The organism is Pseudomonas argentinensis (assembly GCF_001839655.2).
Taxonomy (GTDB): Bacteria; Pseudomonadota; Gammaproteobacteria; order Pseudomonadales; family Pseudomonadaceae; genus Aquipseudomonas; species Aquipseudomonas argentinensis_B.
Map to the genome: position 1 here is coordinate 3,304,339 of NZ_CP056087.1, position 23,419 is coordinate 3,327,757.

The window sequence follows — 23,419 nt, forward strand, 5'->3', positions numbered from 1 at the left end:
TAAATCCCTTTATAGAGCACTAGGGTGGGATAGCTATTTATCTTTAGGCTGAGCTGTTGATGCTAACGCGCTGATCATTTTCCGAGTGTGCTTCTGCTCTTCATCAGATAACTGTCTGAAGCACACCAACAGATCAGCTTCGGCTTCGCTGATCGCATCGGCGGCCGCGGGTGTGCGCCGGCCTGCTATGACGTAGAGCACGTCTACGCCTTTTTCAGCTATGGCAGCCAGGTACTCAGCATCTGGACTGCGCTCGCCCTTCTCGTAGTTGAACTGCGATGTCTTGGCCACACCGGCAACAGCCGCGAAATCTGCCTGGTTGAAGCCCAAGCGGACACGCTCTTCCCTCAGCCGATCACCGATATTCAACAAAACGACCCCTTAAGGCGTTGACACTTCAACATTCGTTGAATAATCTGAGCCTGTCATCACACGAAATCACACGAATCTGCACTATGCCGAACGCCTACCCCACTGAGCAAGCGTGCAAAGCAGCGCGCGAGCGGCTGCAAAAGCTTGGACTGACTGCAAAGGAATGGGCCGAGCAGAACGACTTCACGCCCAGCACCGTCTACGCGGTGCTCAATGGGCAGAAGAAGTGCCTGCGCGGTGTCTCGCACCGGGCCGCTGTACTGCTGGGCATCAAGGCCGGTGAGGTGGAACAGTAATGGCTACCACCCCGAGCAAAAACCAGAAGCGCCCCGCTCCCGTTCTAGAAACACGCCGCCAGGTCATGAGCGCGGTAATCGCCGCGTTCCCGGGCGGCCGTGAGTCCGCCGCTGCCCGCCTGGGCCTGCCCCTCAAGAAGCTGGACAACCACCTGTACGAGAACGCCGGCAGCCAGCCGCTGACCGACGCCCAGGTGCTCCAGCTCGAGCAGCAGGCCGGCACCGCTCACCTGCCGGATTACATCTGCCACCTCTACGGCGGTGTGTTCGTGCCCATGCCCGAGCAGGGCGAGCTGGACAACCTGGACCTTTACGCCCGAGGCCTGAGCACCAGCCAGCTGCGCGGCATGGTCGACCAGCTGATCGCCAAATCCCTGGACGACGGCGTTATCTGCGAAGCCGAGGTGCAAGCCATCCTCGCCGCCCACCGCCAACACATCGCCGCACGCCATAGCGAAGTCACCGCCGTGATCGTGCTGCACAGCAAAGGAAGCCAACCATGACCGTGCAACCGCGCAGCCCTGACGCCCCAGCTGACACCTACACCGTGCTCAAGAGCAACAAGCGCGGGGACAGGATTGAAATGGACATCCCGAGTGATGCCATCCGCTCACCGCTTGAAACCGAGGCGGGCTTTCACCATCGCGTAGCAGTAGCCAGGCGGGTCACCGCTGCGGAATGTCGTACTCCATCTGCCTGCTGTCATCGCGGAACAGTTCGATCACCAGAGGCTGCGCCAGCTTGTACAGATCCAGGAGTGTGTAGTCCTTGCCGGGCACACCGCCTGCAGCAATGAGCGACTGCTCGACGTTGTAGGCCATGGCCAGGTACTCGTCGATCAGAGCACCACGGGCAAATACATCCAGTTCTTTAATCAGCGGTTTGGTCATGTGAATTCCTTATCTGCGTTTGAAGGGCGCACATGAATATCACAGGCCGGCGCGAGCGGTAACCGCTTGACCCTGGGGAAACCAGGGCAGGCAACAGGACACGAATCAGGCGCTGGATGCGTCGCCATTGAACCGGCCCAGCCGGTGCCGCGACTAGCGGCGGGGAGACAGCTTGAGTACGTACAAACTGGTATGCCCGGCATGCCACGGGAGCATGCGCATCCGAACCAGCGTGGGGCAAACACCTTGCTTCCGCTCCACGTATTACCAGTGCCAGAACGTGGCCTGCGGCGCAACGTTCAGCGGCTCGGTAACGATCGATTACCAGCTCAGCCCGTCCGGCCTTGAACAGCCGCTGATGGTGCTGCCGGTCGCCCCGGCGGTGGAGCGCATGAAGGCCCTGCGCGACAACGCCAAGGCCACCAACCAGATGGACCTGCTTGCAGCACTGGAGGAAGCGGTATGACCCAGCTCGAACACGTCGACGCCACCGACTACCGCACCCGCATGCAGGGCTGCGCCCAGGCCTTTATCGAGCAGCACCAGGCCGAGCACCTGAGCGGCGACCCGCAGTTGTTCGAGCGCACCTGCCTGCACCTGGTGCATGCCCTGGAGGTGCCCTTGTTCCTGGCACCGCGCCTGGCGCACCTGGCACTGAGCCAACACACCCGATAACCCCGTTTTCACCCAGCCCACGCCGTGGGTTTGGGCAAGTTGCGCCCGGAGCACGCCATGCACGTACACATCGAGCTGACCCAACCCATCGCCGAGGCCTGGCTGCAGCGCCTGCGTAGCGAGCTGCGTGAGGGCTTCCAGCAGCACTGGTATGACGATCGCTACCGCGACGTGCCTGCCGGCCTGCGTAGCGCGCGCATCCTGCAGGACTACCCCGCCCTCGCCGGCCACAAGCAAACCATCGGCGTGCTGCAGCTTGCGCTGAGCCAAGTGGAGAAACGCGCGTGAAGGCGATGGACAACGCTGTACGCGCCGAGGTGCTGCGCCGGCTGGAAACCGAATACAACCTGCAGCCGGCGAAAGGCACCAAGTACCTGCGCAAGGGCGTGTGCCCAAGCTGCGGCAAGCGGGAGCTGTATTCACGCAGCGACGAGCCGTGGTTCATCAAGTGCGGCCGCGAGAGCAAGTGCGGCGAGCAGTGGCACATCAAGGAGCTGTACGAGGATCTGTTCGACGACTGGAGCACCCGTGCGCCGGCCACCGATGCCGCGCCCAACGCCTCGGCCGACAGCTACCTGCAGTTCGCCCGCGGCTTCGACCTCGCACTGATCAAGGGCTGGTACACCCAGGAGAATTTCTGGAGCCGCGATGCCAACGCCGGCAGCGCAACGGTGCGTTTTGCCCTGGAGCACGGCGGCTACTGGGAACGGCTGATCGACCGCCCGCACCGCTTCGGCAAGCAAAAGGCGCGCTTCGCCCCAGGCAAGTCGCCCAAGGGCTACTGGTGGTGCCCGCCGAGCGTGGATCTGTTCACGGTGAAGGAGCTGTGGATCGTCGAGGGCATCTTCGACGCCATCGCCCTCACCCACCATGGCATCGCTGCCGTATCGGCCATGAGTTCGGGCGCCTTCCCGGCCGAGGCGCTCAAGGCGCTGGCCCGCAACCGCGGCGGCAAGCTGCCAACGCTGGTGTGGGCGCTGGACAACGAGCCCGGCGCACGCCGCTACATCCGCAAGCACGCTGCCATGGCCCGCGAGCTGGGTTACAGCTGCAACGCGGCGCAGATCCCGCAGCGTGACCGCAAGGTGGACTGGAACGACCTGCACCAGCGCTGGCAATTCATCGACAACGCCGAGCAGCGTGCGGACCGCTTCCACCGCGATATCGAGGAGGCCCTTTACCACGGCTCCCTGCTGCTGGCCGAAACCGCCGCCGAGAAAGGCGTGCTCATGTACGAATGGCGTGAGCGCTACGAATTTCACTTCGCCTTCGAGAACCGCCTGTACTGGTTCAAGATGGACCTGGAGAAATTCAACAAGGCCATGCAGCAGCTGGAGGGCTCGGACCGCCACGAGGACCAGCTGCTCAACGACAAGCAGCGCCGCGAGAAGGCGCTGCGCCAGTGCGGCGGCGTGGTGGAAATCGCCAACTGCTACCCCGAGGCGCTGTATTTCCAGCGCAACGAGGTCACGGACGAATCCTGGTACTACTTCCGCGTCGATTTCCCGCACGACGAACCCACCGTGCGCAACACCTTCACCGGCGGCCAGGTGGCGGCCGCCAGCGAGTTCAAGAAGCGCCTGCTGGGCATGGCCGCCGGCGCGGTGTTCACCGGCAGCGGCGCCCAGCTCGACAAGATCATGCGCGACCAGCTGTTCGGCCTGAAAACCGTGCAGACCATCGATTACGTGGGCTACAGCAAGGAACATGGCTGCTACGTGTTTGGCGACCTGGCCGTGCGCAGCGGCCAGGTGGAGCGGGTGAATGCCGAGGATTACTTCGAGTTCAAGAAGCTGCGCCTGAAAACGCTGCAGAAGTCGATCCGCATGGAGATCAACGGCGACGCCCACGACTACCGCACCGAGTGGCTCGACTGGCTGTGGCTGTGCTTTGGCGCCCAGGGCCTGGTTGCGCTGACCTACTGGTTCGGCTCGCTGTTCGCTGAGCAGATCCGCGCGGAGTTTCAGTCCTTCCCGTTCCTGGAGGTGACCGGCGAGGCCGGCGCGGGCAAGTCCACGCTGCTGATGTTCCTCTGGAAGCTGCTCGGCCGGCAGGACGAAGAAGGCGACGACCCGCTCAAGATGACCAAAGCCGGCCTGCGCCGCTGGCTGAGCCAAACGGCCAACATGCCGGTGGTGGTGCTCGAGGCGGACCGCAGCGACCCGGAGGGTGGCCAGGGCAAAGCCTTCGACTTCGACCAGTTCAAGCCGCTGTTTAACGGGCGCGGGCTGGGCCTGACCGGTGTGAAGAACGGCGGCAACGACACCAACGCGCCGCCCTTCCGCGCCTCCCTGGTGTTCAGCCAGAACGCCACGGTGGCTGCGTCCGAGGCGATCCTCACGCGCATCGTGAAGCTGCACTTCATGCGGCCCACCGTCACCAGTGCCAGCCGCGCCGCGGCGGACAACCTCAACCACCTGCAGGCCAGCGACGTGAGCCACTTCCTGCTGCTGGCCACCAAGGCCGAGCAGAAGGTGCTGGAGGTATTCCGCGAGCAGGTGAAGGTGCACGAGCAGACGCTGCGCGCCATGCGCGAGATCCGTGTGGAGCGAATCATCAAGAACCACGCACAGATGCTCGCCCTGCTCGATGCCCTGCGCCTGGTGGTGCCCATCACCGACGAGCAGCTACGCACCACCCGCGAAGAACTGCTGGTCATGGCGCTGGACCGCCAGGGCGCCATCAACGCCGACCCGGACGAAGTGCGCACCTTCTGGGACGTGTACGACTACCTACAGTCGCTCAGCGATGACCCGGTGGTGAACCACAGCAAGAAGCCGGACGTGATCGCCATCAACCTCAACGAATTCGCCGAGCGCGCCGCCGAGCACAAACAGAAGCTGGCCGACGTGGCCACCCTGCGCACCCTGCTCAAGCTCAGCCGCTCACGCCCCTGCCTCGACCCTAACCGCGCCGTCGACAGCGCCGTACGCGCCGCTTTCAACAGCCGTAACCCCATGTCCCCACGCCCCTGCACCGTGAAGTGCTGGGTCTTCAAGGCATAACCCCCGCCCAGGCGCTGCAACGCCCAGGCACTCAACCCCAAAGGAGAAGCACCATGCAAAACCAACAAACCCCGCAATGGCTGGAGCTGTTCACCACCGCATTCGGCGCCAAGGGCCTCGTCGCCCTGGCCTGGTGGGCCGGCGCCTACCACGCCGAGCGTATTCGTAACCTGCAGGGCACCTATCCCATCCTGCACCTGCAGGGCGGCGCTGGTTGTGGCAAGTCCACCCTAGTCAGCAACCTGTGGCGGCTGTCCGGCGAGCCGGCAGACACCATCTTCCAGGCCAACGCGACCTTTGCCGCACTGATCAGCAACCTGGCCAAGGCGGTCAACCGCCCTGTCGTCGTCGACGAGTCCGAGCGTGCAGCCCCGGCATACGAGCCACCATTCGCCGCCTGCTATGAGGCGGGTACCGTGCTGCGCAGGTGGGCGGTCATGGGCGAACCAGAATTGAGGGAAGTCACCTTCCGGGGCGCGCTGGCCGTGGTCGGCGGCAACAGCCCGGTGCTTCGCTCGCGCTCCGTCGCGCTGGATCTGGATAGCTCGGCACGCACCGCTGACAACCAGGCCGCGGTAGAGGCGCTGTACGCGCTGCACATCAGCGACCTTACCGAGTTCCTGACCAAGGTGCAGCAGTACCAGGACATGGCCGTCTTCTGCATGGGCAAGGCCGAAGCCCTGGCCTTCGAGCTGGCCGACCAGGTGAACGCGCAGCTCACCATCCGCGACGCCCGCAACCACGCCCAGCTGATCGCCCTGCTCGACTTCCTCGACACCCTGTTCCACGTCCCCGCCGCCGCCCTCGAATCCGCTAAGGCCGAGGTGCGCCGCATGGCCTGGCACACCGTCGGCCGCACCCGCGGCCCGATCGAGGACTGAGCCATGAACGACGAAACCCCAACCAGCGTCATCGCCACCCTGATCGGCAGCGGCATCGCCCTGCTGCTGCTCGCCGCCGGCGCCAACGCCGCCCCGGACCTGCTGCTGGCCCTCACCCACTGACCCAACCGCCCAGGCGCTGCAACGCCTGGGCATCACCCGAAGGAGAAGCAACATGCTCAACCTGGAACTGGCCATGGCCTTTGAGGACTGGGCCAAGCCCCGCGGCTACGACCTGCAACGCAACCCTGCAGACCAGCAGTTTTACAACGTCGAAACCCGAGCTGCCTGGCTCGGCTTCGAAGCGGCACACGGCCCGGACGGCTGCCGCCCCTACGGCCAGCAGCTTTACGCGGTGATCAAGAAATCGAGCGAGTACGCTCACCAGGGCGACAAGTTGTTCCCCGTGCGCGTGGCTGCGGCGCCCTACGGCGACTACATCGTGCACGGCGGCGTGGGCGGCGTGTACCGCAAGAAGGACGTGGATTTCTACGTGATCGAGGACGGCAAGCAATACCGCATCAGCTGACACCGGCAAGGCCGGAAAAAGAGCGGCGCCGGGGGCTGCAACCCCCGACGCCAACCACCCCAAAGGAGAAGCACCATGCAAGCACATCAACCCCAAGGCGGCGGCGCAGAGCCTATCACACCACCAGCCCGCACCAGGCCCCCTCTCGCCGGCAGCCGCCTGGATATGTCCAGCATCTGCGACATCTGCGGCAAAGCCCGCTCCACCCGCAAACACGCCAAGTGCAGCCGCATCCGCCAGAAGATGAAAGACGCCTACTGGCAAACCCACATGGCCGAGCAAGCCGCGAAGAAACAGGCCAAGCAGGAGCGCCGCCGTTATGCGCGCTAGCTATCCGTATCGCGGCTAGAACAGCGTCAAATTCATTCTAGGCCCGGCAACGGGCCGCACTCATTTGCGGCTCATAGACTGGGCTTTTCGGCTTTTCCCGAGGCAGCAATGGCAGATGGCGTTGAAGTACGCGGCAATCGCGTGCGTGTGTATTTTCGGTACGAGGGCGAGCTCTGCCGTGAGCCAATCCCCGGTACCGCGACCAAGGCAGTGATAGCAAACGCTGAACGCCTGGTGGGCATCATCAACTACGAAATCGCGGCGGGCACCTTCAGCTACGCTCGGCATTTCCCCAACTCACCCAGGCTGGTGGGCAACACCCTGGGGCATTTCCTCGACCTGTGGCTGGATATCAAGCGCAACGAAATGGCGCCGTCCGGCTTCCGCACCTACAAGAGCAAGCTCGAAAACCACATTCGCCCGCGCTGGGGTTCGCACCAGGCCGACATGATCGACCATCTGGATCTGCAGGCGTGGGTGCAGAAGGAGCTGCTGCCCAAGCTGCATAACAAGACGGTCCGGGAGATCCTGAACATCATGCGGCAGGTGTATGTGATCTACCGCACCCGCAACCGATCAGCCCACGACCCAACCGAAGGCCTGACCGTTCGCCTGCCCGACCCAGACGAAGCCGACCCTTTCACGCGCAGCGAGATCAGGGACATCCTGCAAGGCCCCTCAGAGCGGCAGCAGGAGCTGAATCTGGCTCAGTTCATGATCTGGGCAGGCCCAAGGGTGTCAGAGGCCATCTCGCTCGCCTGGGAGGACGTAGACCTGAAGAACGGCACGGTGAAGTTTCGGCGCTCCCAGGTGCGCGGCCATTACAAGGTGACGAAAACCCGGCGATCAACACGTGAGGTGCGCCTGCTGCGGCCGGCAATGGAGGCACTGGAGGCCCAGCGCAGGTTCACGGAAAAGGTTCGGCCGGTGGAAATCGAGGTCACCGACCGGGACAACAAGACGAAGAAGCGACAGACGGTGCGGTTCGTCTTCCACTGCACAACCACCGGCGCCGCTCACTCCAGCTCGGACATGCTGCTCAAAGGCTTCTGGAAGCCCCACCTGCATGCGGTGGGTGTGCGCTATCGCGGGCCGAACAACTGCCGGCACACGTATGCCAGCCAGCTGCTAAGCACCGGCGCGGTGCCGGTGGACTGGATCGCCGAGCAAATGGGCCACACGTCGGCCGCGATGATCTGGCGCCACTACGGCAAATGGATCAATCGCGACGGCGCCGACATGATCGGCATCCTGGAGCGCGCCCTGGAGCTGTAAATCACCCCGCCAGAAACGACAAAAGGCAGCCCTCGCAGGCTGCCTTTTTCGTTCGCCATTCCCAAAGTGTTCCCAAATCCGTTCCCAATTTAGGGTGGATCGGTCTACAGCCCTTTGAAATCAGCCACTTACATGGTGCGGACGGAGAGACTCGAACTCTCACGCCTTGCGGCGCTGGAACCTAAATCCAGTGTGTCTACCAATTCCACCACGTCCGCGTGGTAATGCGTTTTACAAACAAAAACGCCAGGCTTTTAAGGGCCTGGCGCTTTCAGAATATGGGGTGGACGAAGGGGATCGAACCCTCGACACCAGGAGCCACAATCCTGTGCTCTACCAACTGAGCTACGCCCACCATATTGCTTTGCTGCTTCACTTGTGCCGACACACCTAGTGGCGCACCCGGCAGGACTCGAACCTGCGACCATCCGCTTAGAAGGCGGATGCTCTATCCAGCTGAGCTACGGGCACTTATCCATCCACCAGAGCAGACTTCAAGCTTCGGCTAGTGCGGCTACTTTCGTTGCTGCCTTTGCCACTTTACCCTGTCACTTGCTGTGCTCGCCAAGTGGTGCGCATCTTATAGAGGCGTCCCTGAGGCGTCAACACCCGAATCGAAAAAAATTCAGTTAGATAAAGGAGTTACACCAAATCTGCGCTCTCCCGCCTTTGCCCTTCCTTAATGCCATGCGAGAATGCGCGTCCTTTTTTCTCCCTTTCGATGGTTAACCAAGCGCAATGACCGCACAACTGATAGATGGCAAAGCGATTGCCGCCAATATCCGCCAGCAGATCGCCCAGCGCGTCGCCGAACGACGCGAGCAGGGGCTGCGCGCCCCCGGCCTGGCAGTGATCCTGGTCGGCAGCGACCCCGCCTCTCAGGTTTACGTCGCGCACAAGCGCAAGGATTGCGAGGAAGTCGGCTTCATCTCACGTGCCTATGACCTGGGCGCCGAAACCAGCCAGGACGAATTGCGCGACCTGATCGACTCGCTGAACGAAGATGCCAGCATCGACGGCATCCTGCTGCAGTTGCCGCTGCCGGCCCACCTCGACGCTTCGCTGCTGCTCGAGCGTATTCGCCCGGACAAGGACGTGGACGGTTTCCATCCTTATAACATCGGCCGCCTGGCCCAGCGCATGCCACTGCTGCGCCCCTGCACCCCCAAGGGCATCATGACCCTGCTGGCCAGCACCGGCCAGGATCTCTATGGCATGCACGCCGTGGTGGTGGGTGCCTCGAACATCGTTGGCCGGCCGATGGCCATGGAACTGCTGCTGGGCGGCTGCACCGTGACGGTCACTCACCGCTTCACCAAGGACCTGGCCGGCCATGTGGCCCAGGCCGATATCGTCGTGGTTGCCGCCGGCAAACCGGGCCTGGTCAAGGGCGAGTGGATCAAGGAAGGCGCGATCGTCATCGACGTCGGTATCAACCGGCAGGCCGACGGCAAGCTGATCGGCGACGTGGTCTATGAAACCGCCCTGCCCCGCGCCGGCTGGATCACCCCGGTGCCCGGCGGTGTCGGCCCGATGACCCGCGCCTGCCTGCTGGAAAACACCCTGCATGCCGCGGAACACCTGCATGCCTGAGGGTTCTGCAGCGACAGGTAACGGCGCCCACGGGGCGCCGTTTTCATTCAGCCCAGCGAGCGGGTGGCGCCCTGGGGCTTGCGCACGAACCACAGGACCCGGCTGACGCCCCGGGTAACGGCCACATAACCCAGGCGCAGGCTTTCGTCCGCCATCGCCTGGTCATAGCTGTTGGCGAAGAAACCGCAGTAGGCGTACAGCGCATTACGCAGCGGATGGGGCGTGGTTGGCAGGCAGTCGTCGACGATGATCGCCACCTCGGCCTGCAGCCCCTTGGCGCGGTGGATGGTATAGGCCTTGACCGGCAGCTTGCGGTCGAGCCCCGCCTGGATGTCTTTCAGGGTGTCGTTGCGCCGCCCCAGCAGCAGCACGGCCGTGCGCTCCCCGGAGTCGATGTCGCGGGCATAGTCGCATTGCGCCGCGATCTGCCTGTGCAGTTCGGCCATATCACGGGCCAGCTCGAACGGCGTTACCAGCCTCACCCCGTGACTGCCTGGCGGTGCACTGCGGATCGCCGCGGTCGCCTTGTCCTGCTTGAAGGCCACCTCGCCGAGTATGGATTCGGCATCGCGGATCACCGGCTCGATGCAGCGATAGTTGGCCTGCAGCATCAGCACCGCACTCTTGCCCCTGCCTTTGCTCGGGAAGTGCCGGTCGAAGGCCATGAACAGCTCGGGTGAACTGCCGCGCCAGCCGTAGATCGACTGCCAGTCGTCGCCGATGGCCATCAGGCTGACCGCGACGCCCATGCCGGCCAACCGCCGGTGCAGCGCCTGCAACCACTGCACGATCTGCGGTGAGACGTCCTGGAACTCGTCGATCAGCAGATGGGAAAAGCCCTGCAGCATCGCTGCATCCAGACGCGCATCGCCCTCATGGAGCCGCTGCGTGAGTTGTTGGAAGGCACCATTGAAGGTCATCAGTCCCTGCTGGCTCAGCTGCTGACCGAAGGCCTGCCAGAACGCCTGCAGTGCCAGCAGGAAGGTCCGTTCGACTGGTGAGCAGGCCAGCGCCGCCACCCTCATCTGCTCGATACCAATGCCGATGCTTTCGATAAAGCCCGCCTGCCCGTAAAACACCTCGAACAAGGGCGCAGCATGCAGCTCGCCCGGCAACCTGAAAGGTTGCATCGGCGCCTTGGGCAGCGTCTTTTGCGGATCGGGCGGCGGGGAACCGAGTAGCTCGTGAACCCAGCCGCGAAACGCCGGATCAGCGGCGTAGCAGGCCTGGTAGGCGTCCTTGAGCAAACGCGTTTGCGCAGGCCCCAGGCGCCCGCCGGCCAGGGGGTTGTCCGGCTCGTTCGCCAATGCCTGCTTGTCGCCCAGCTGCTCGAACCAGGCGGGATTGCCCAGCACCGGGCGCGCCAGTACGCCCATGGCCGAATGGAAGGTGCGTACGCGTTGGCGGACCGCCTGCACATCGACGGGTGACTGCCAGAACTCGAGCACCTTGACCAGTCGTTCGCGCAGCTCGGCGCAGGAGGCGTTGGTGAAGGAAATCACCGTCAGCCGCTCAGGCTCGACATTCAGGTGGCAGAGCATGAACACCACCCGCAGCACCAGGGTCGTCGACTTGCCTGAGCCGGCCCCGGCGAAGATGCGGGTCAGCGGCTGGCGACAGAGGATCATCGCCCACTGCTCGTCGGACGGCGCGCCGATGACGCCAGCCGCAACAGCCCGCGCCACCGTCTCGCGCATCGCCTGTTCCTGGGCTGCCGTTACCTTGATTGCCGCCGCCGAGTAGATACCGGCGCTAGCGCGCCTTACCGGCTTTTTTGGGGCTGGCTCTCCTTTGTTTTTGCCAGCCTGCGCTCCCTTGGCTCCGCGCCTTGCCGCTGCAGGCATTTTCTTCGCTGCCGGTTTTTTCGCCGCTGCCTTTGCGCGCTCGGCGGCGGCATGCTTCTCGGCCTCAAGGTACGCCGCGGTACGCGGGAAGTAACGAGCCAGGGTGTTGGAGAGCAGCACTTTGTAGCGGGTCAACATGGGGTTTCCGTGGCGTTTTCGGTATGTGCTTCTGGAAATGAAAAGGCCGCATCAGCGGCCTTTTCATCGAGGTGGGCGATTACTCGGCGAGGCGCCAGGTGGTGCCGCCCTTGCCATCTTCGAGCACCACACCGAGCGCAGTGAGCTGATCGCGGATGCGGTCGCTTTCCGTCCAGTTCTTCTCGGCCCGTGCCTGCAGGCGTGCGGCAATAAGGGCCTCGACTTCGGCTGCATCGACCTTGCCGGCAGCACCGGCCTGAAGGAATGCCTCAGGCTCGAGCTGCAGCACGCCAAGCAGACCGGCCAGCGCCTTGAGCTGAGCGGCCAGGCCAGCAGCCGCCTGCAGGTCGGATTCACGCAGGCGGTTGACCTCGCGAATCATCTCGAACAGCACGGCGCAGGCTTCCGGCGAGTTGAAGTCGTCGTCCATCACCGTGCTGAAGCGCTCGACGAAGGCCTCGCCACCGGCAGGCTGAGCCTGCGGCAGGCCCTTGAGGCCGTTGTAGAAACGCTCCAGGGCGCCCTTGGCTTCGCGCAGGCTTTCTTCGGAGTAGTTGATCGGGCTGCGGTAGTGGCTGGAGACCAGCAGGTAGCGCACCACCTCCGGGTGATACTTCTCCAGCACCTCGCGGATGGTGAAGAAGTTGCCCAGGCTCTTGGACATCTTCTCGCCGTCCACGCGCACCGCGCCGGCGTGCATCCAGGCATTGGCGTACTGCTTGCCGGTGGCCGCCTCGCTCTGGGCGATTTCGTTCTCGTGGTGCGGGAACACCAGATCCGGGCCGCCGCCGTGAATGTCGAAGGTCTCGCCCAGGCAGCAGGTGGACATCACCGAGCACTCGATATGCCAGCCCGGCCGGCCCTTGCCCCAGGGCGACTCCCAACTCGGTTCGCCCGGTTTGGCGCCCTTCCAGAGCACGAAGTCCAGCGGGTCTTCCTTGATTTCGTCGACCTCGATGCGCGCGCCGATCTTCAATTCGTCGATCTTGCGCCGCGACAGCTTGCCGTAGGTCTCGAACCGGGTGACGCGGTAGTACACGTCGCCATTGCCGGGCGCGTAGGCATAGCCCTTGTCGATCAGGGTCTGGATCATCTGGTGCATGCCGGCGATATGGCCGGTGGCACGCGGCTCGATGTCCGGGCGCAGCACGCTCAGCCGCGCTTCGTCTTCATGCATCGCTGCGATCATGCGCTCGACCAGTGCTTCGAACGGCTCGCCGTTCTCCTTGGCACGCTTGATGATCTTGTCGTCGATGTCGGTGATGTTGCGCACGTAGGTCACGTCATAGCCGCGATGGCGCAGCCAGCGAGTGACCACGTCGAAGGCGACCATCACCCGGGCGTGACCGATATGGCAGAAGTCGTAGACGGTCATGCCGCACACATACATGCGCACGCTGTTACCGATCAGCGGCTTGAACGGTTCCTTGACCTTGCTGAGCGTGTTGTAGATCGACAGTGCCATTACTGACCCCACGAATCGCGCAGCGTGACGGTACGGTTGAACACCAGGGCGTCGGCGGTCGAATCCTTGTCCAGGCAGAAATAGCCCTCGCGCTCGAACTGGAAGCGGTCGTCAGCGGCGGCCCTGGCCAGCGATGGTTCGGCACGGCAGCCGCTGAGCACTACCAGCGATTCGGGGTTGATGTTGTCGAGGAAGCTGCCGCCCTCTTCGGCCTTCTCCGGGTTGGCCGAGCGGAACAGACGGTCGTACAGACGCACTTCGCATTCGACGCTGCCTGCAGCCGGCACCCAGTGGATCACGCCCTTGACCTTGCGGCCTTCCGGGTTCTTGCCCAGGGTGTGCTCGTCATAGGAGCAGCGCAGTTCGACGATATTGCCGGCGGCGTCCTTGATGGCATCAAGGGCGCGGATCACGTAGCTGCCACGCAGGCGCACTTCACCACCGGGAATCAGGCGTTTGTAGCCATCCGGCGGGGTTTCCTCGAAGTCGCTGGCGTCGATGTAGATCTCGCGGCTGAACGGCAGCACGCGGGTGCCCATGTCCTGCTTGGGATGGCGCGGCAGCTCCAGGTTCTCGACCTGGCCCTCGGGGTAGTTGGTGATCACCACCTTGAGCGGCTTGAGCACGCACATGGCGCGCGAGGCGTTGGCGTCCAGGTCTTCGCGGATGGCGAATTCCAGCATGCCGATATCCACCAGGCCGCCGGCGCGGTTGACGCCGATCATGTCGCAGAAGGTGCGGATCGACGCCGGGGTGTAGCCGCGGCGACGGTAGCCGGACAGGGTCGACATGCGCGGGTCGTCCCAGCCGTTGACGTGCTTCTCGTCGACCAGTTGCTTGAGCTTGCGCTTGCTGGTGATGGTGTAGTTCAGGTTCAGACGGGCGAATTCGTACTGACGCGGCTGCGCCGGCACCGGCAGGTTGGCCAGGAACCACTCGTAGAGCGGGCGGTGATCCTCGAATTCCAGGGTGCAGATCGAGTGGGTCACGCCTTCGATGGCATCGGACTGGCCATGGGTAAAGTCGTAGCTCGGGTAGATGCACCACTTGTCGCCGGTCTGGTGGTGATGGGCGTGGCGGATGCGGTAGAGGATCGGGTCGCGCAGGTTCATGTTGCGCGAGGCCATGTCGATCTTGGCACGCAGGGAACGGGCGCCGTCCGGGAATTCACCGGCCTTCATGCGGGCGAACAGGTCGAGGTTCTCCTCCACGCTGCGCTCGCGGTACGGGCTGTCCTTGCCGGGGGTATTCAGGGTGCCGCGGTATTCGCGCGCCTCGTCCGGCGTCAGGTCGTCGACATAGGCCTTGCCGGCCTTGATCAGCTCGACGGCCCAGTCATGCAACTGGTCGAAGTAATTGGAGGCATAACGCTCCTCGCCGGCCCAGGTGAAGCCCAGCCATTGGACATCGGCCTTGATGGCATCGATGTATTCCTGGTCTTCCTTGGCCGGGTTGGTGTCGTCGAAACGCAGGTTGCACTCGCCACCGAATTCCTGGGCCAGGCCGAAGTTCAGGCAGATCGACTTGGCATGGCCGATGTGCAGGTAGCCGTTGGGCTCCGGCGGGAAACGGGTGATGATCTTGGCGTGCTTGCCAGCGTCCAGGTCGGCCTGAACGATGGGCAGCAGGAAGTTGGCGGCTTTTTCGACGGTGGGCTTGCTCATGGTGTCCTTAGCGCATGCGGATTGCGGCACAGGGTAGGCCGGCTAAAACAAAGCGCTTATCATAGCCCAAGCTGTCAACCCCCTGACAGGCCTTGGTGCCTGCTCACTGACCTTCGAGCAGCATTAATGCCCCGGTCAGCCTGAAGCGGCCCGCGATTTTCTCGACAGAGCGATTAAGCACATGATCAAGCTGCACACCAACCACGGCGTCATCACCCTCAACCTGTTCGAAGACAAGGCGCCAGAAACCGTCGCCAATTTCAAGGAATACGTGAAGAGCGGCCACTACGACGGCACCGTGTTCCACCGCGTGATCGGCAATTTCATGATCCAGGGCGGCGGTTTCGAGCCGGGCATGAAGCAGAAGCCGACTCGCTCGCCGATCAAGAACGAGGCCAACAACGGCCTTTCCAACAAGACCGGCACCGTTGCCATGGCCCGGACCATGGAGCCCCATTCGGCCAGCGCGCAGTTCTTCATCAACGTTGCCGACAACACCTTCCTCGACCACAGCGCGCAGACCGTACAGGGCTGGGGTTACGCGGTGTTCGGTGAAGTGGTCGAAGGCATGGACGTGGTCGAAGCCATCAAGGGCGTATCCACCACCATGAAGTCCGGCCACCAGGACGTACCGGCAGACGACGTGATCATCGAGAAGGCCGAGATCGTCGAGTGATCCTGCTGATCTCCGACCTGCATCTTGAACAGGAGCGCCCGGACATTTCCCGGGCGTTCTTGCATTTTCTCGACACTCGGGCGCGCCAGGCCGCAGCGCTGTACATCCTCGGCGATTTTTTCGAAGTGTGGATCGGCGACGACGCCATGACCTCTTTCCAGCACGGCATCGCCGCGGCGCTGCGGCGCTTGAGCGACAGCGGCACGCGCATCTACCTGATGCACGGCAACCGCGACTTTCTGCTTGGCAAGGCCTTTTGCCGCGAGGCCGGCTGCACCCTGCTCGGCGATCCCCATACCGTTGAACTAGCGGGCGAAAAGGTGCTGCTGATGCACGGCGACAGCCTGTGCACCCTGGATATCGGCTACCAGAAGATGCGCCGCCTGCTGCGCAACCCGCTGAGCCTGTTCATCCTGCGCAACCTGCCGCTGAACACCCGCCACAAGCTGGCGCGCAGGCTGCGCTCGGAAAGCCGTTCACAGACGCGCATGAAGGCCAGCGATATCGTCGACGTCACGCCCGATGAAGTGCAGCGGGTAATGGCACGTTATGGCGTGAAGACGCTGATCCACGGCCACACCCACCGCCCTGCCGTCCATGAGCTGCTGGTCGACGGTCAATCGGCGCGGCGAATCGTCCTCGGCGACTGGGACAAGCAGGGCTGGGCCCTGCAAGTCGATGAAAACGGCTTCAACCAGACCGCCTTCGCCCTGGACTGAAACACCAGGCAGCCCGGCGTTGAGCGCAGCGATACCCGGGAGTTATCCCGTTTAAGCCTGCGGAACGCCACTGTGAAAGCGAAACTCAGTGTCAGGGGATTCGATCAATTCCCGCTCGACCGCCCTCACCCGCTCGATGGTCTGATCGACATCGGCCGCATCGCCATACTGATAGGCCAGTTTCAGGTAGCCCTGAAAGTGCCGCGCCTCGCTCTTCAGCAGCCCGAAGTAGAACTTGCCCAGCTCGTCGTCCAGATGCGGCACCACTGCCTCGAAGCGCTCGCAGCTACGCGCCTCGATAAAGGCGCCGACCACCAGGGTGTCGACCAGCTTGTAGGGTTCGTGGTTGCGCGTCACCTTGCGCAGGCCCGAGGCATAACGCGCCGCCGATACCGGCCGCAGGCCGATCTTGCGGCGTTTCATGATACGCAGCACCTGCTCGTGATGGACCAGTTCCTCACGGGCCAGGCGCGACATCATGTTGATCAGATCGACATGGCAGCTGTACTTGGCCATCAGGCTCAGCGCCGTGCTGGCGGCCTTGAATTCGCAGTTCTTGTGGTCGATCAGCATGATGTCCTGATTGGCCAGTGCCGCCTCGACCCAGGCCTGGGGCGTGCGGCAACCAAGAAAGTCGTGAATTTCCGGCAGGCTCGGCATGGCGCTGCGGCGGCTGGGCAATGGCTGATCGGGGGCAGTGGCTGGAAACAACACGGCTATGGGCTCTGGCAGCTGGGGGTCGATAAGCCGGCCATTATAGGGCCGCCAGCGCGGCGCGTCCTGTCTATCGGCCCGCGCAGGGCGTGGCTGGGTCGAGCGGCTCAGTGGTTTTCCAGCCAGGCGTTCATCTGGGCGATTTCCTGCTCCTGGGCGGCAATGACCTGCCTGGCGAGCCTCAGCACCTCTGGGTCGGAGCCGTAGGCCAGTGCGACCTTGGCCATCTCGATGGCGCCCTGGTGGTGAGGAATCATCCCGCGCATGAAGTCCTGATCGGCGTTACCGCTGAACTCGACGGCCATGGCACCGTGCATGCGGTGGTTGACCGCCTCGAATGCAGCCTTCACTTCAGCGCTCTTAACGGCATCGACAGCCGCCTCATAGCTCGCCGCGTTGGCGACCAGCCATTTATTCATCAGGTCGATCTCCTGATCCTGGGCGGCGATCACCTCGTTGGCCAAGGCACGCACCCTCGCATCGCTGCCATACTGCAGCACGACCCTGGCCATCTCGATGGCGCCCTGATGATGGGGAATCATGCCGCGCATGAAATCCACGTCGGCACTGCCGGTCAGCGTGACCGCCATCGCCTTGTGCATCCTGTCGTTGACGGCGCGGTAGGCGGCCGTCGAGGCACTGGCCTTTGCCGGCTTGGCTGGCGCCCCGTGCGCCGCATGCCCGCCGGCATGGCCATCGGCTGTTTCCCCCGCGGCGGCCAGGCCGGTGCTCAGCAGCGCCGTGCCGGCACACAACAATAAACCTAGGGCTTGGGCTTTCATTGACGATCCTCGACCTTTGATGGAAGGTCAGAACCTACACCTTGCCACGACGGCAAGGTCAAGCCGTGGCCTGCCGCTGCGGCACGGATCCACTGGGCCAGGGTCACAGGCGTAACAGGCCATCTATAGTGACTAGGCAGCCACAGGCAGAGGAAACCCCATGCAAGCCGTCCGCAGCATTCTCGTCGTCATCCAGCCGGATCATCCGGAGGCCCTGGCCCTGAAACGCGCCAAGCTGATCGCTGGGGTGACGCAGTCCCATCTGCACCTGCTGATCTGCGATGAGTCGGGCGAACACAGCGGCCACCTGCGCCTGCTCGGCAATGCCCTGCAGCAGGATGGCTACAGCGTCAGCAGCGAACAGGCATGGCATGGCAGCCTGCATGAAACGGTCAGTACGGTGCAGCAGGCCGAGGGCTGCGGCCTGGTGATCAAGCAGCACATGCCAGACAACCCGCTGAAAAAAGCTCTGCTGACCCCCGACGACTGGAAGCTCTTGCGCTACTGCCCCTGCCCGGTGCTATTGGTGAAAGCCCAGACGCCCTGGACCGGCGGCACGGTACTGGCCGCCGTGGACGTGGGCAATGTCGACGGCGAGCATCGCGCGCTGCACACCCGCATCGTCGAGCACGGCTTCGACATCGCCAATCTGGCGAAAGCCGAACTGCACGTGCTCAGCGCCCATCCATCGCCCGTGCTGGCCGCCGCCGATCCGACCTTCCAGCTGCGCGACACCATAGAGGAAAGCTACCGCCAGCAGTGCCGGGCATTTCAGGCGGCCTATGACATCGATGACGGGCACCTGCATATCGCCGAAGGCCCGGCCGACGTACTGATCCCGCACTTCGCCCACCAGTTGCGCGCGGCCGTCACGGTGATCGGCACCGTGGCGCGCACGGGTTTCAGTGGTGCGCTGATCGGCAACACCGCCGAGGTGATTCTCGACAACCTGGAAAGCGACATTCTGGTGCTCAAGCCAGACAGCATCATCGAACACCTGGAGCAACAACTCAGCGAGCGCTGATCACTCGCGCAACGGCTGCCTTGGCTTGCTGCGCAAGGGATCGAGCAACGACGACAAACCATTGTGATCGATCTCCTGCATCAGCGCCAGCAACTGACCGATCTCCCCCTTGGGAAAGCCTTCACGGGCGAACCAGTTCAGGTAATGCCCCGGCAGGTCGGCGATCACGCGGCCCTTGTATTTGCCAAAGGGCATTTCTCGGCTCACCAACAATTTCAGGTCTTCGGGTTTCATCGCATCAGCCGTCAGGTTCGCGTGGGCGGGCCATTATGCCGCAACCGCCAGGCGGTTGGGCCGGCCGCTCGACTCGGGTAAGCTGCGCGCCGTTCACCTCTATAGGTACTCATCATGATTATCAAGGCACTGCGCCTGGGCCTCGGCCAGCTGATCGTTCTCGGCGACCTCGCCACCCGTCCGGCGAAGATGAAGCGCTCGCCTGAGGCACAGGCTGCCGTCGACCAGGCCGCGGCCAACCTGGCGCTCTATCAGTTCAAGGCCTGCCCCTTCTGCGTGAAGATTCGCCGCAAGCTGCATACCCTGAACGTGCCCGTTGCCCTGCGTGACGCCAAGAACGACGCCACCTCGCGCAGCGAGCTGGAGAGCCAGGGCGGCAAGATCCAGGTGCCCTGCCTGCGTATCGAAGAAAATGGCCGGAGCACCTGGCTGTACGAATCCAAGGCCATTGCCGCCTACCTGGATCAGCGCTTCGCGGGGTGAAGCGCCCTAGGGCGGCTGCAACAGCCCCCGCGCAAGCACCGCGCTGACACGCAGGCTTGTAGAGACGCCTTAGTGCTGATGGCTGCGCCCGACATGGGATACATCCTTGTCGGCATGCAGGCTGTCACTGGTGCTGAGCTGGCGGATGATCGCGCAGGGCGACGACCGCCGATCGGCCAGGCAGCTGTTGCGCAGCTCGACCAGCTGCCCCTGCAACGACTGCAGGCTGGCAATACGCCCGTTGACGTGCTCGATATGCTCGTCGATCAGGGTGTTGATGGCCTCGCAGTTTTCCGCTGGCCGGCCGCGCAGGCTGAGCAGCTCGCGAATCTCGTCGAGCGTCATGTCCAGGGTGCGGCAGTTACGGATGAAGGTCAGCCGCTCGACATGCTCCGGCAGGTACAGGCGGTAGTTGCCTTCGCTACGCTGGGGTGCGGGCAACAATCCCTCGCGCTCGTAATAGCGGATGGTTTCGACCTGGCAGCCGGTAATCGTCGCCATTTCGCCAATTTTCATGATCACCTCTCCTCCAGTACTTGACCCTATAGTGGCTACAGGGTGTTCACTCTGCAACAGGATAGTTGGGAGAGCCCCCATGTCGAATTGCTGTGATCATGACCGTACGCCGAAACCTGCACGCCCTCAGGCGACCTGCTGTGCGAGCGATACGACGCCTTCCTGCTGCGCCTCGGCAAGCCATTTGATCGCGGGGATCAGCGAACCGGCAGCCAGCCAGGCGAACCTCGCCACGGAGAGCAGTGCTCTGCGGATCGAGCAGATGTGCTGCCCGACCGAGGAGCGCCTGATCCGCGGCAAATTGCAGCCCCTGCCCGAGGTGCACGACCTGCAATTCAACCTGCTCAACCGCACCCTGCTCATCGAACATCAGGCTGGCGCCGCACCGCTGTTGATCAAGGCGCTCGCCAGCCTGGGCATGCAGGCCCAGCCCCTGGCCGCCGAGACCCGGGTGCGCATCGAGCAGATGGATTGCCCCACCGAAGAACGCCTGATCACCGACAAACTGGCCCGCCAGCCCGGCATCGAGGCGCTGCAATTCAACCTGATGCAGCGGGTGTTGACCATCCGGCACCGCCCGGATGGGCTCGAACCGGCGTTGCAAGCGATCCGTGAACTGGGCTTCACCCCACAGCCAGAGAGCGGCGAAGAGCAGCCCGTGCCCCTCGAACCAGCGAACAACAAGTTGCCCTGGCGACTGATCGGTGCCGGCGTGGCGGCCTTCGTGGCCGAGCTGCTGCATTTCACCAACGCCGCGCCGCAATGGCTGGTTGCGCTGATCGCCCTGGGCGCCATCCTCACCGCCGGCCTCGACGTCTACAAGAAGGGCTGGATAGCCCTGAAGAACCTCAACCTGAACATCAATGCGCTGATGAGCATCGCCGTGACCGGCGCGCTGCTGATCGGCCAGTGGCCCGAGGCGGCCATGGTCATGGTGCTGTTCGCCATCGCCGAGCGGATCGAGGCGAAATCCCTGGATCGCGCCCGCAACGCCATCCGTGGCCTGATGGCGATGACCCCGGAACGGGCCACGGTGCGTCAGGCCGACGGCAGCTGGCAGGCGCAGGATGTCACCCGGGTGGCCATCGGCAGTCTGGTACGGGTGCGCCCCGGTGAGCGCATCGGCCTGGATGGCCAGGTCACCGAGGGCAACTCGACGGTCGATCAGTCGCCGATCACCGGGGAAAGCCTGCCGATCGAGAAAAGCGTGGGCGACACCCTGTTCGCCGGCACCCTCAACCAGGGCGGCGCGCTGCAATACCAGGTCAGCGCCGCCGCGGGCAACAGCGCGCTGTCGCGCATCATCAAGGCCGTGGAGGAGGCGCAAGGCGCGCGGGCGCCAACCCAGCGTTTCGTCGACCGCTTCGCGCGGATCTACACCCCGCTGGTATTTCTGCTCTCCCTGGCGGTGGCCGTGGTGCCGCCGCTGCTGTTGAACGGCAGCTGGTTCGACTGGGTGTATCGCGCCCTGGTGCTGCTGGTGGTCGCCTGCCCCTGCGCCCTGGTGATCTCCACGCCGGTCAGCATCGTCAGCGGCCTTGCCGCAGCGGCGCGCAAGGGCATCTTGGTCAAGGGCGGCGTGCACCTGGAAAACGGCCGGCACATTACTCACCTGGCGCTGGACAAGACCGGCACCCTCACCTACGGCAAGCCGGTACAGACCGACTACCAGGCGCTCGCCGAGGATGCCGAGGACTATCGCCAGTTGGCGGCCAGCCTGGCGGCCCGCTCCGATCACCCGGTGTCCCTGGCGGTGGCCACTGCAGCGCAGCAACAGGGCGTCGAGCGGCTCGATGTACAGGGGTTCGAGGCGCTGGCCGGTCGCGGCGTAAGAGGCATGATCGATGGTCAGCGCTACCAGTTGGGCAACCACCGCCTGCTCGAGGAGCTTGGCCTGTGCTCCGCGGAGATCGAACACCGCCTCGACGAACTCGAGCGGCAGGGCAAGACGGTGATCGTGCTCAGCGACGAAAGCCGCGCCCTGGCCCTGTTCGCGGTTGCCGACACGCTGAAGGACAGCAGCCGCGAAGCGATCGCCAGCCTGCATGCCATGGGCATCAAGACCCTGATGCTCACCGGCGACAACCAACACGCCGCCCAGGCCATCGCCGTCCAGGCGGGCATCGACGAGGCCCGCGGCGACCTGCTGCCCACCGACAAGCTGGCGACCGTGGAGAAACTGCTCGAGCAGCAAGGCATGGTGGCCATGGTCGGCGACGGCATCAACGACGCCCCTGCCCTGGCGCGCGCCGATGTCGGCTTCGCCATGGCGGCGATCGGCACCGACACGGCCATCGAAACCGCCGATGTGGCGATCATGGATGACGACCTGCGCAAGATTCCCGCGTTCATTCGCCTGTCGCAGCAGACGGCCGCGATCCTCAAGCAGAACATCCTGCTGGCCCTGGGCATCAAGGCGATCTTCCTGGCCATGACCGTCACCGGCCACGCCACCATGTGGATGGCGGTGTTCGCCGATGTCGGTGTGAGCCTGCTGGTGGTGTTCAACGGGTTGCGGCTGCTGCGCAAGTAGCAGCCTGCTGCCTCCACGTTTCCATTGTGGGAGGGTGCCATGCGCCCGATTCGCGGGCATGGACTGGGCGTCCCCGCCCGCTCCCACAGGATATTGTCCGCCGCGAGACCGCTCAAAACGTAGGATGGACGATGGGTTGCGCCCCCATCCTCCGCAAAGCCGATCAGCCCAGCATGGTCACATGCTTCGGGTGGCTGGCGACCCGCGCCAGCCAGGCATTGACGGCCGGATAAGCGCTGAGGTCGAAGCCACCTTCGTGAGCGACATGGGTGTAGGCGTACAGGGCGATGTCGGCGATGGTGTAGCGATCCCCCACCAGATACGGCGTCTGCTCCAGCTGCCGTTCCATGACGCGCAGCGCCTTGTGACCGCGCACCTGGCAGACCTTGTACTCCTCGGCGCGCGCCGCCGGCATGCCTTCGAGCCATTGGATGCGCCGCGCCACGGCAATGTACGGCTCATGGCTGTACTGCTCGAAGAACTGCCACTGCAGCACCTGGGTACGCAGGCGCGGCTCGGTCTCGAGGAACTCGCTGCCATCGGCGAGGAAATTGAGAATGGCGTTGGACTCCCACAGGCAGCTGCCGTCCTCCAGTTCCAGCACTGGAATCTTGCCGTTGGGATTCTTGGCCAGAAACTCGGGGCGCTGGTTTTCACCCTTGAAAATATCGACGGGCACCCACTCGAAGGATTCGCCGAGCAGGGTCAGCATCAGCTTGACCTTGTAGCAGTTGCCCGAGCGGTAATCGCCATACACCTTGTACATGTTCACCCCTTTTAC

Annotated in this window: 26 protein-coding genes and 3 tRNA genes; 16 read left to right on the plus strand and 13 right to left on the minus strand. The window is 63.8% G+C overall.

Annotated elements, in window-relative coordinates; translation table 11 throughout:
- Window positions 1-33: 33 nt before the first annotated feature.
- Window positions 34-369, minus strand: coding sequence for a helix-turn-helix domain-containing protein (locus SA190iCDA_RS14685; RefSeq protein WP_070888139.1), 336 nt, complete (start codon window positions 367-369; stop codon window positions 34-36).
- An 86-nt stretch (window positions 370-455) separates the two neighbouring features.
- On the opposite strand from SA190iCDA_RS14685, the gene SA190iCDA_RS14690 reads away from it, so the two are divergent.
- Window positions 456-668, plus strand: a complete 213-nt coding sequence (locus SA190iCDA_RS14690) for a DNA-binding protein (RefSeq protein WP_070888068.1) — start codon at window positions 456-458, stop codon at window positions 666-668.
- Window positions 668-1,171, plus strand: a complete 504-nt coding sequence (locus SA190iCDA_RS14695) for a YmfL family putative regulatory protein (protein WP_170834003.1) — start codon at window positions 668-670, stop codon at window positions 1,169-1,171. The genes SA190iCDA_RS14690 and SA190iCDA_RS14695 overlap by 1 nt, the downstream gene beginning before the upstream one ends.
- A 162-nt stretch (window positions 1,172-1,333) precedes the next feature.
- Here the strand turns inward: SA190iCDA_RS14695 and SA190iCDA_RS14700 are convergent, their stop codons facing one another.
- Window positions 1,334-1,558, minus strand: coding sequence for a hypothetical protein (locus SA190iCDA_RS14700; RefSeq protein ID WP_070888070.1), 225 nt, complete (start codon window positions 1,556-1,558; stop codon window positions 1,334-1,336).
- 214 nt (window positions 1,559-1,772) lie between these two features.
- Between SA190iCDA_RS14700 and SA190iCDA_RS14705 the strand changes: the two genes are divergently transcribed.
- From SA190iCDA_RS14705 to SA190iCDA_RS14740, 8 genes are all read left to right on the plus strand, one after another.
- Window positions 1,773-2,024, plus strand: a complete 252-nt coding sequence (locus SA190iCDA_RS14705; RefSeq protein ID WP_070888071.1) for an ogr/Delta-like zinc finger family protein — start codon at window positions 1,773-1,775, stop codon at window positions 2,022-2,024.
- Window positions 2,021-2,233 (plus strand): hypothetical protein, encoded by a 213-nt coding sequence (locus SA190iCDA_RS14710; protein WP_070888072.1) that lies wholly within the window; start codon window positions 2,021-2,023, stop codon window positions 2,231-2,233. Before SA190iCDA_RS14705 ends, SA190iCDA_RS14710 begins: the two co-directional genes overlap by 4 nt.
- Window positions 2,234-2,290: 57 nt before the next feature.
- Window positions 2,291-2,521 carry a hypothetical protein gene (locus SA190iCDA_RS14715; protein ID WP_070888073.1) on the plus strand — a complete coding sequence of 77 codons (231 nt, stop codon included), beginning with the start codon at window positions 2,291-2,293 and terminating at the stop codon, window positions 2,519-2,521.
- 5 nt (window positions 2,522-2,526) lie between these two features.
- Window positions 2,527-5,238 carry a toprim domain-containing protein gene (locus SA190iCDA_RS14720; RefSeq protein WP_070888140.1) on the plus strand — a complete coding sequence of 904 codons (2,712 nt, stop codon included), beginning with the start codon at window positions 2,527-2,529 and terminating at the stop codon, window positions 5,236-5,238.
- A gap of 53 nt (window positions 5,239-5,291) precedes the next feature.
- Window positions 5,292-6,119 (plus strand): hypothetical protein, encoded by an 828-nt coding sequence (locus SA190iCDA_RS14725; protein WP_070888074.1) that lies wholly within the window; start codon window positions 5,292-5,294, stop codon window positions 6,117-6,119.
- A gap of 175 nt (window positions 6,120-6,294) precedes the next feature.
- The gene (locus SA190iCDA_RS14730) at window positions 6,295-6,648 is read left to right on the plus strand and encodes a hypothetical protein (protein WP_070888075.1); all 354 of its coding nucleotides are present in this window, start codon (window positions 6,295-6,297) and stop codon (window positions 6,646-6,648) included.
- Window positions 6,649-6,723: 75 nt separating this feature from the next.
- A complete protein-coding gene (locus SA190iCDA_RS14735; RefSeq protein WP_070888076.1) occupies window positions 6,724-6,978 on the plus strand; it encodes a hypothetical protein in 255 nt (84 codons plus the stop codon).
- 108 nt (window positions 6,979-7,086) lie between these two features.
- Window positions 7,087-8,253 (plus strand): Arm DNA-binding domain-containing protein, encoded by a 1,167-nt coding sequence (locus SA190iCDA_RS14740; RefSeq protein ID WP_070888077.1) that lies wholly within the window; start codon window positions 7,087-7,089, stop codon window positions 8,251-8,253.
- A gap of 133 nt (window positions 8,254-8,386) precedes the next feature.
- Here SA190iCDA_RS14740 and SA190iCDA_RS14745 read toward each other — a convergent pair.
- From SA190iCDA_RS14745 to SA190iCDA_RS14755, 3 genes are all read right to left on the minus strand, one after another.
- A tRNA-Leu gene (locus SA190iCDA_RS14745) sits at window positions 8,387-8,471 on the minus strand.
- A 61-nt stretch (window positions 8,472-8,532) separates the two neighbouring features.
- A tRNA-His gene (locus SA190iCDA_RS14750) sits at window positions 8,533-8,608 on the minus strand.
- Between the two features lie 39 nt (window positions 8,609-8,647).
- Window positions 8,648-8,724: transfer RNA gene (locus SA190iCDA_RS14755), tRNA-Arg, on the minus strand.
- A gap of 267 nt (window positions 8,725-8,991) precedes the next feature.
- Between SA190iCDA_RS14755 and folD the strand changes: the two genes are divergently transcribed.
- Complete coding sequence (folD, locus tag SA190iCDA_RS14760; protein ID WP_070888078.1) at window positions 8,992-9,846, plus strand: bifunctional methylenetetrahydrofolate dehydrogenase/methenyltetrahydrofolate cyclohydrolase FolD; 855 nt, start codon at window positions 8,992-8,994, stop codon at window positions 9,844-9,846.
- Between the two features lie 47 nt (window positions 9,847-9,893).
- On the opposite strand, the gene SA190iCDA_RS14765 is transcribed toward folD, so the two are convergent.
- The 3 genes from SA190iCDA_RS14765 to SA190iCDA_RS14775 form a co-directional block, all read right to left on the minus strand.
- Window positions 9,894-11,828 (minus strand): DEAD/DEAH box helicase, encoded by a 1,935-nt coding sequence (locus SA190iCDA_RS14765; protein WP_070888079.1) that lies wholly within the window; start codon window positions 11,826-11,828, stop codon window positions 9,894-9,896.
- A 79-nt stretch (window positions 11,829-11,907) separates the two neighbouring features.
- On the minus strand, window positions 11,908-13,293 hold the full coding sequence (cysS, locus tag SA190iCDA_RS14770) for a cysteine--tRNA ligase (protein WP_070888080.1): 1,386 nt from the start codon (window positions 13,291-13,293) through the stop codon (window positions 11,908-11,910).
- Window positions 13,293-14,957 (minus strand): glutamine--tRNA ligase/YqeY domain fusion protein, encoded by a 1,665-nt coding sequence (locus SA190iCDA_RS14775; RefSeq protein ID WP_070888081.1) that lies wholly within the window; start codon window positions 14,955-14,957, stop codon window positions 13,293-13,295. Before SA190iCDA_RS14775 ends, cysS begins: the two co-directional genes overlap by 1 nt.
- Window positions 14,958-15,138: 181 nt before the next feature.
- On the opposite strand from SA190iCDA_RS14775, the gene SA190iCDA_RS14780 reads away from it, so the two are divergent.
- Window positions 15,139-15,633, plus strand: coding sequence for a peptidylprolyl isomerase (locus tag SA190iCDA_RS14780; RefSeq protein WP_070888082.1), 495 nt, complete (start codon window positions 15,139-15,141; stop codon window positions 15,631-15,633).
- A complete protein-coding gene (gene lpxH, locus SA190iCDA_RS14785; protein WP_070888083.1) occupies window positions 15,630-16,352 on the plus strand; it encodes a UDP-2,3-diacylglucosamine diphosphatase in 723 nt (240 codons plus the stop codon). The genes SA190iCDA_RS14780 and lpxH overlap by 4 nt, the downstream gene beginning before the upstream one ends.
- 51 nt (window positions 16,353-16,403) lie before the next feature.
- Here the strand turns inward: lpxH and SA190iCDA_RS14790 are convergent, their stop codons facing one another.
- The gene (locus SA190iCDA_RS14790; RefSeq protein WP_070888141.1) at window positions 16,404-17,012 is read right to left on the minus strand and encodes a tRNA-(ms[2]io[6]A)-hydroxylase; all 609 of its coding nucleotides are present in this window, start codon (window positions 17,010-17,012) and stop codon (window positions 16,404-16,406) included.
- 161 nt (window positions 17,013-17,173) lie between these two features.
- A complete protein-coding gene (locus SA190iCDA_RS14795; protein ID WP_070888084.1) occupies window positions 17,174-17,848 on the minus strand; it encodes a DUF305 domain-containing protein in 675 nt (224 codons plus the stop codon).
- Between the two features lie 160 nt (window positions 17,849-18,008).
- Between SA190iCDA_RS14795 and SA190iCDA_RS14800 the strand changes: the two genes are divergently transcribed.
- The gene (locus tag SA190iCDA_RS14800) at window positions 18,009-18,872 is read left to right on the plus strand and encodes a universal stress protein (RefSeq protein ID WP_070888085.1); all 864 of its coding nucleotides are present in this window, start codon (window positions 18,009-18,011) and stop codon (window positions 18,870-18,872) included.
- Here SA190iCDA_RS14800 and SA190iCDA_RS14805 read toward each other — a convergent pair whose 3' ends face one another.
- Complete coding sequence (locus tag SA190iCDA_RS14805; RefSeq protein WP_070888086.1) at window positions 18,873-19,106, minus strand: DUF3820 family protein; 234 nt, start codon at window positions 19,104-19,106, stop codon at window positions 18,873-18,875.
- Between the two features lie 114 nt (window positions 19,107-19,220).
- Here SA190iCDA_RS14805 and SA190iCDA_RS14810 point away from each other — a divergent pair, with 114 nt between their 5' ends.
- On the plus strand, window positions 19,221-19,589 hold the full coding sequence (locus tag SA190iCDA_RS14810) for a glutathione S-transferase N-terminal domain-containing protein (RefSeq protein ID WP_070888087.1): 369 nt from the start codon (window positions 19,221-19,223) through the stop codon (window positions 19,587-19,589).
- A gap of 69 nt (window positions 19,590-19,658) precedes the next feature.
- On the opposite strand, the gene cadR is transcribed toward SA190iCDA_RS14810, so the two are convergent.
- Complete coding sequence (gene cadR / locus SA190iCDA_RS14815; RefSeq protein WP_070888088.1) at window positions 19,659-20,105, minus strand: Cd(II)/Pb(II)-responsive transcriptional regulator; 447 nt, start codon at window positions 20,103-20,105, stop codon at window positions 19,659-19,661.
- Window positions 20,106-20,523: 418 nt separating this feature from the next.
- Between cadR and SA190iCDA_RS14820 the strand changes: the two genes are divergently transcribed.
- Window positions 20,524-22,638: a heavy metal translocating P-type ATPase gene (locus tag SA190iCDA_RS14820; RefSeq protein WP_139159573.1), complete on the plus strand. Its 2,115-nt coding sequence runs from the start codon at window positions 20,524-20,526 to the stop codon at window positions 22,636-22,638.
- A gap of 163 nt (window positions 22,639-22,801) precedes the next feature.
- Here the strand turns inward: SA190iCDA_RS14820 and SA190iCDA_RS14825 are convergent, their stop codons facing one another.
- The gene (locus SA190iCDA_RS14825) at window positions 22,802-23,404 is read right to left on the minus strand and encodes a glutathione S-transferase family protein (RefSeq protein ID WP_070888089.1); all 603 of its coding nucleotides are present in this window, start codon (window positions 23,402-23,404) and stop codon (window positions 22,802-22,804) included.
- Window positions 23,405-23,419 lie beyond the last annotated feature (15 nt).

Excerpts from the sequence above, each read along its gene's own strand:
- SA190iCDA_RS14700 (WP_070888070.1), bottom strand. The coding sequence starts at position 1,558 with ATGACCAAACCGCTGATTAAAGAACTGGATGTATTTGCCCGTGGTGCT.
- SA190iCDA_RS14730 (WP_070888075.1), top strand. The coding sequence starts at position 6,295 with ATGCTCAACCTGGAACTGGCCATGGCCTTTGAGGACTGGGCCAAGCCC.
- SA190iCDA_RS14725 (WP_070888074.1), top strand. The coding sequence starts at position 5,292 with ATGCAAAACCAACAAACCCCGCAATGGCTGGAGCTGTTCACCACCGCA.
- SA190iCDA_RS14795 (WP_070888084.1), bottom strand. The coding sequence starts at position 17,848 with ATGAAAGCCCAAGCCCTAGGTTTATTGTTGTGTGCCGGCACGGCGCTG.
- SA190iCDA_RS14690 (WP_070888068.1), top strand. The coding sequence starts at position 456 with ATGCCGAACGCCTACCCCACTGAGCAAGCGTGCAAAGCAGCGCGCGAG.
- SA190iCDA_RS14765 (WP_070888079.1), bottom strand. The coding sequence starts at position 11,828 with ATGTTGACCCGCTACAAAGTGCTGCTCTCCAACACCCTGGCTCGTTAC.
- cadR (WP_070888088.1), bottom strand. The coding sequence starts at position 20,105 with ATGAAAATTGGCGAAATGGCGACGATTACCGGCTGCCAGGTCGAAACC.
- SA190iCDA_RS14820 (WP_139159573.1), top strand. The coding sequence starts at position 20,524 with ATGCAGGCCCAGCCCCTGGCCGCCGAGACCCGGGTGCGCATCGAGCAG.
- SA190iCDA_RS14805 (WP_070888086.1), bottom strand. The coding sequence starts at position 19,106 with ATGAAACCCGAAGACCTGAAATTGTTGGTGAGCCGAGAAATGCCCTTT.
- SA190iCDA_RS14710 (WP_070888072.1), top strand. The coding sequence starts at position 2,021 with ATGACCCAGCTCGAACACGTCGACGCCACCGACTACCGCACCCGCATG.
- cysS (WP_070888080.1), bottom strand. The coding sequence starts at position 13,293 with ATGGCACTGTCGATCTACAACACGCTCAGCAAGGTCAAGGAACCGTTC.
- SA190iCDA_RS14720 (WP_070888140.1), top strand. The coding sequence starts at position 2,527 with ATGGACAACGCTGTACGCGCCGAGGTGCTGCGCCGGCTGGAAACCGAA.
- SA190iCDA_RS14825 (WP_070888089.1), bottom strand. The coding sequence starts at position 23,404 with ATGTACAAGGTGTATGGCGATTACCGCTCGGGCAACTGCTACAAGGTC.
- SA190iCDA_RS14775 (WP_070888081.1), bottom strand. The coding sequence starts at position 14,957 with ATGAGCAAGCCCACCGTCGAAAAAGCCGCCAACTTCCTGCTGCCCATC.
- folD (WP_070888078.1), top strand. The coding sequence starts at position 8,992 with ATGACCGCACAACTGATAGATGGCAAAGCGATTGCCGCCAATATCCGC.
- SA190iCDA_RS14790 (WP_070888141.1), bottom strand. The coding sequence starts at position 17,012 with ATGCCGAGCCTGCCGGAAATTCACGACTTTCTTGGTTGCCGCACGCCC.
- SA190iCDA_RS14735 (WP_070888076.1), top strand. The coding sequence starts at position 6,724 with ATGCAAGCACATCAACCCCAAGGCGGCGGCGCAGAGCCTATCACACCA.
- SA190iCDA_RS14780 (WP_070888082.1), top strand. The coding sequence starts at position 15,139 with ATGATCAAGCTGCACACCAACCACGGCGTCATCACCCTCAACCTGTTC.
- SA190iCDA_RS14705 (WP_070888071.1), top strand. The coding sequence starts at position 1,773 with ATGCGCATCCGAACCAGCGTGGGGCAAACACCTTGCTTCCGCTCCACG.
- SA190iCDA_RS14800 (WP_070888085.1), top strand. The coding sequence starts at position 18,009 with ATGCAAGCCGTCCGCAGCATTCTCGTCGTCATCCAGCCGGATCATCCG.
- SA190iCDA_RS14740 (WP_070888077.1), top strand. The coding sequence starts at position 7,087 with ATGGCAGATGGCGTTGAAGTACGCGGCAATCGCGTGCGTGTGTATTTT.
- SA190iCDA_RS14715 (WP_070888073.1), top strand. The coding sequence starts at position 2,291 with ATGCACGTACACATCGAGCTGACCCAACCCATCGCCGAGGCCTGGCTG.
- SA190iCDA_RS14695 (WP_170834003.1), top strand. The coding sequence starts at position 668 with ATGGCTACCACCCCGAGCAAAAACCAGAAGCGCCCCGCTCCCGTTCTA.
- SA190iCDA_RS14810 (WP_070888087.1), top strand. The coding sequence starts at position 19,221 with ATGATTATCAAGGCACTGCGCCTGGGCCTCGGCCAGCTGATCGTTCTC.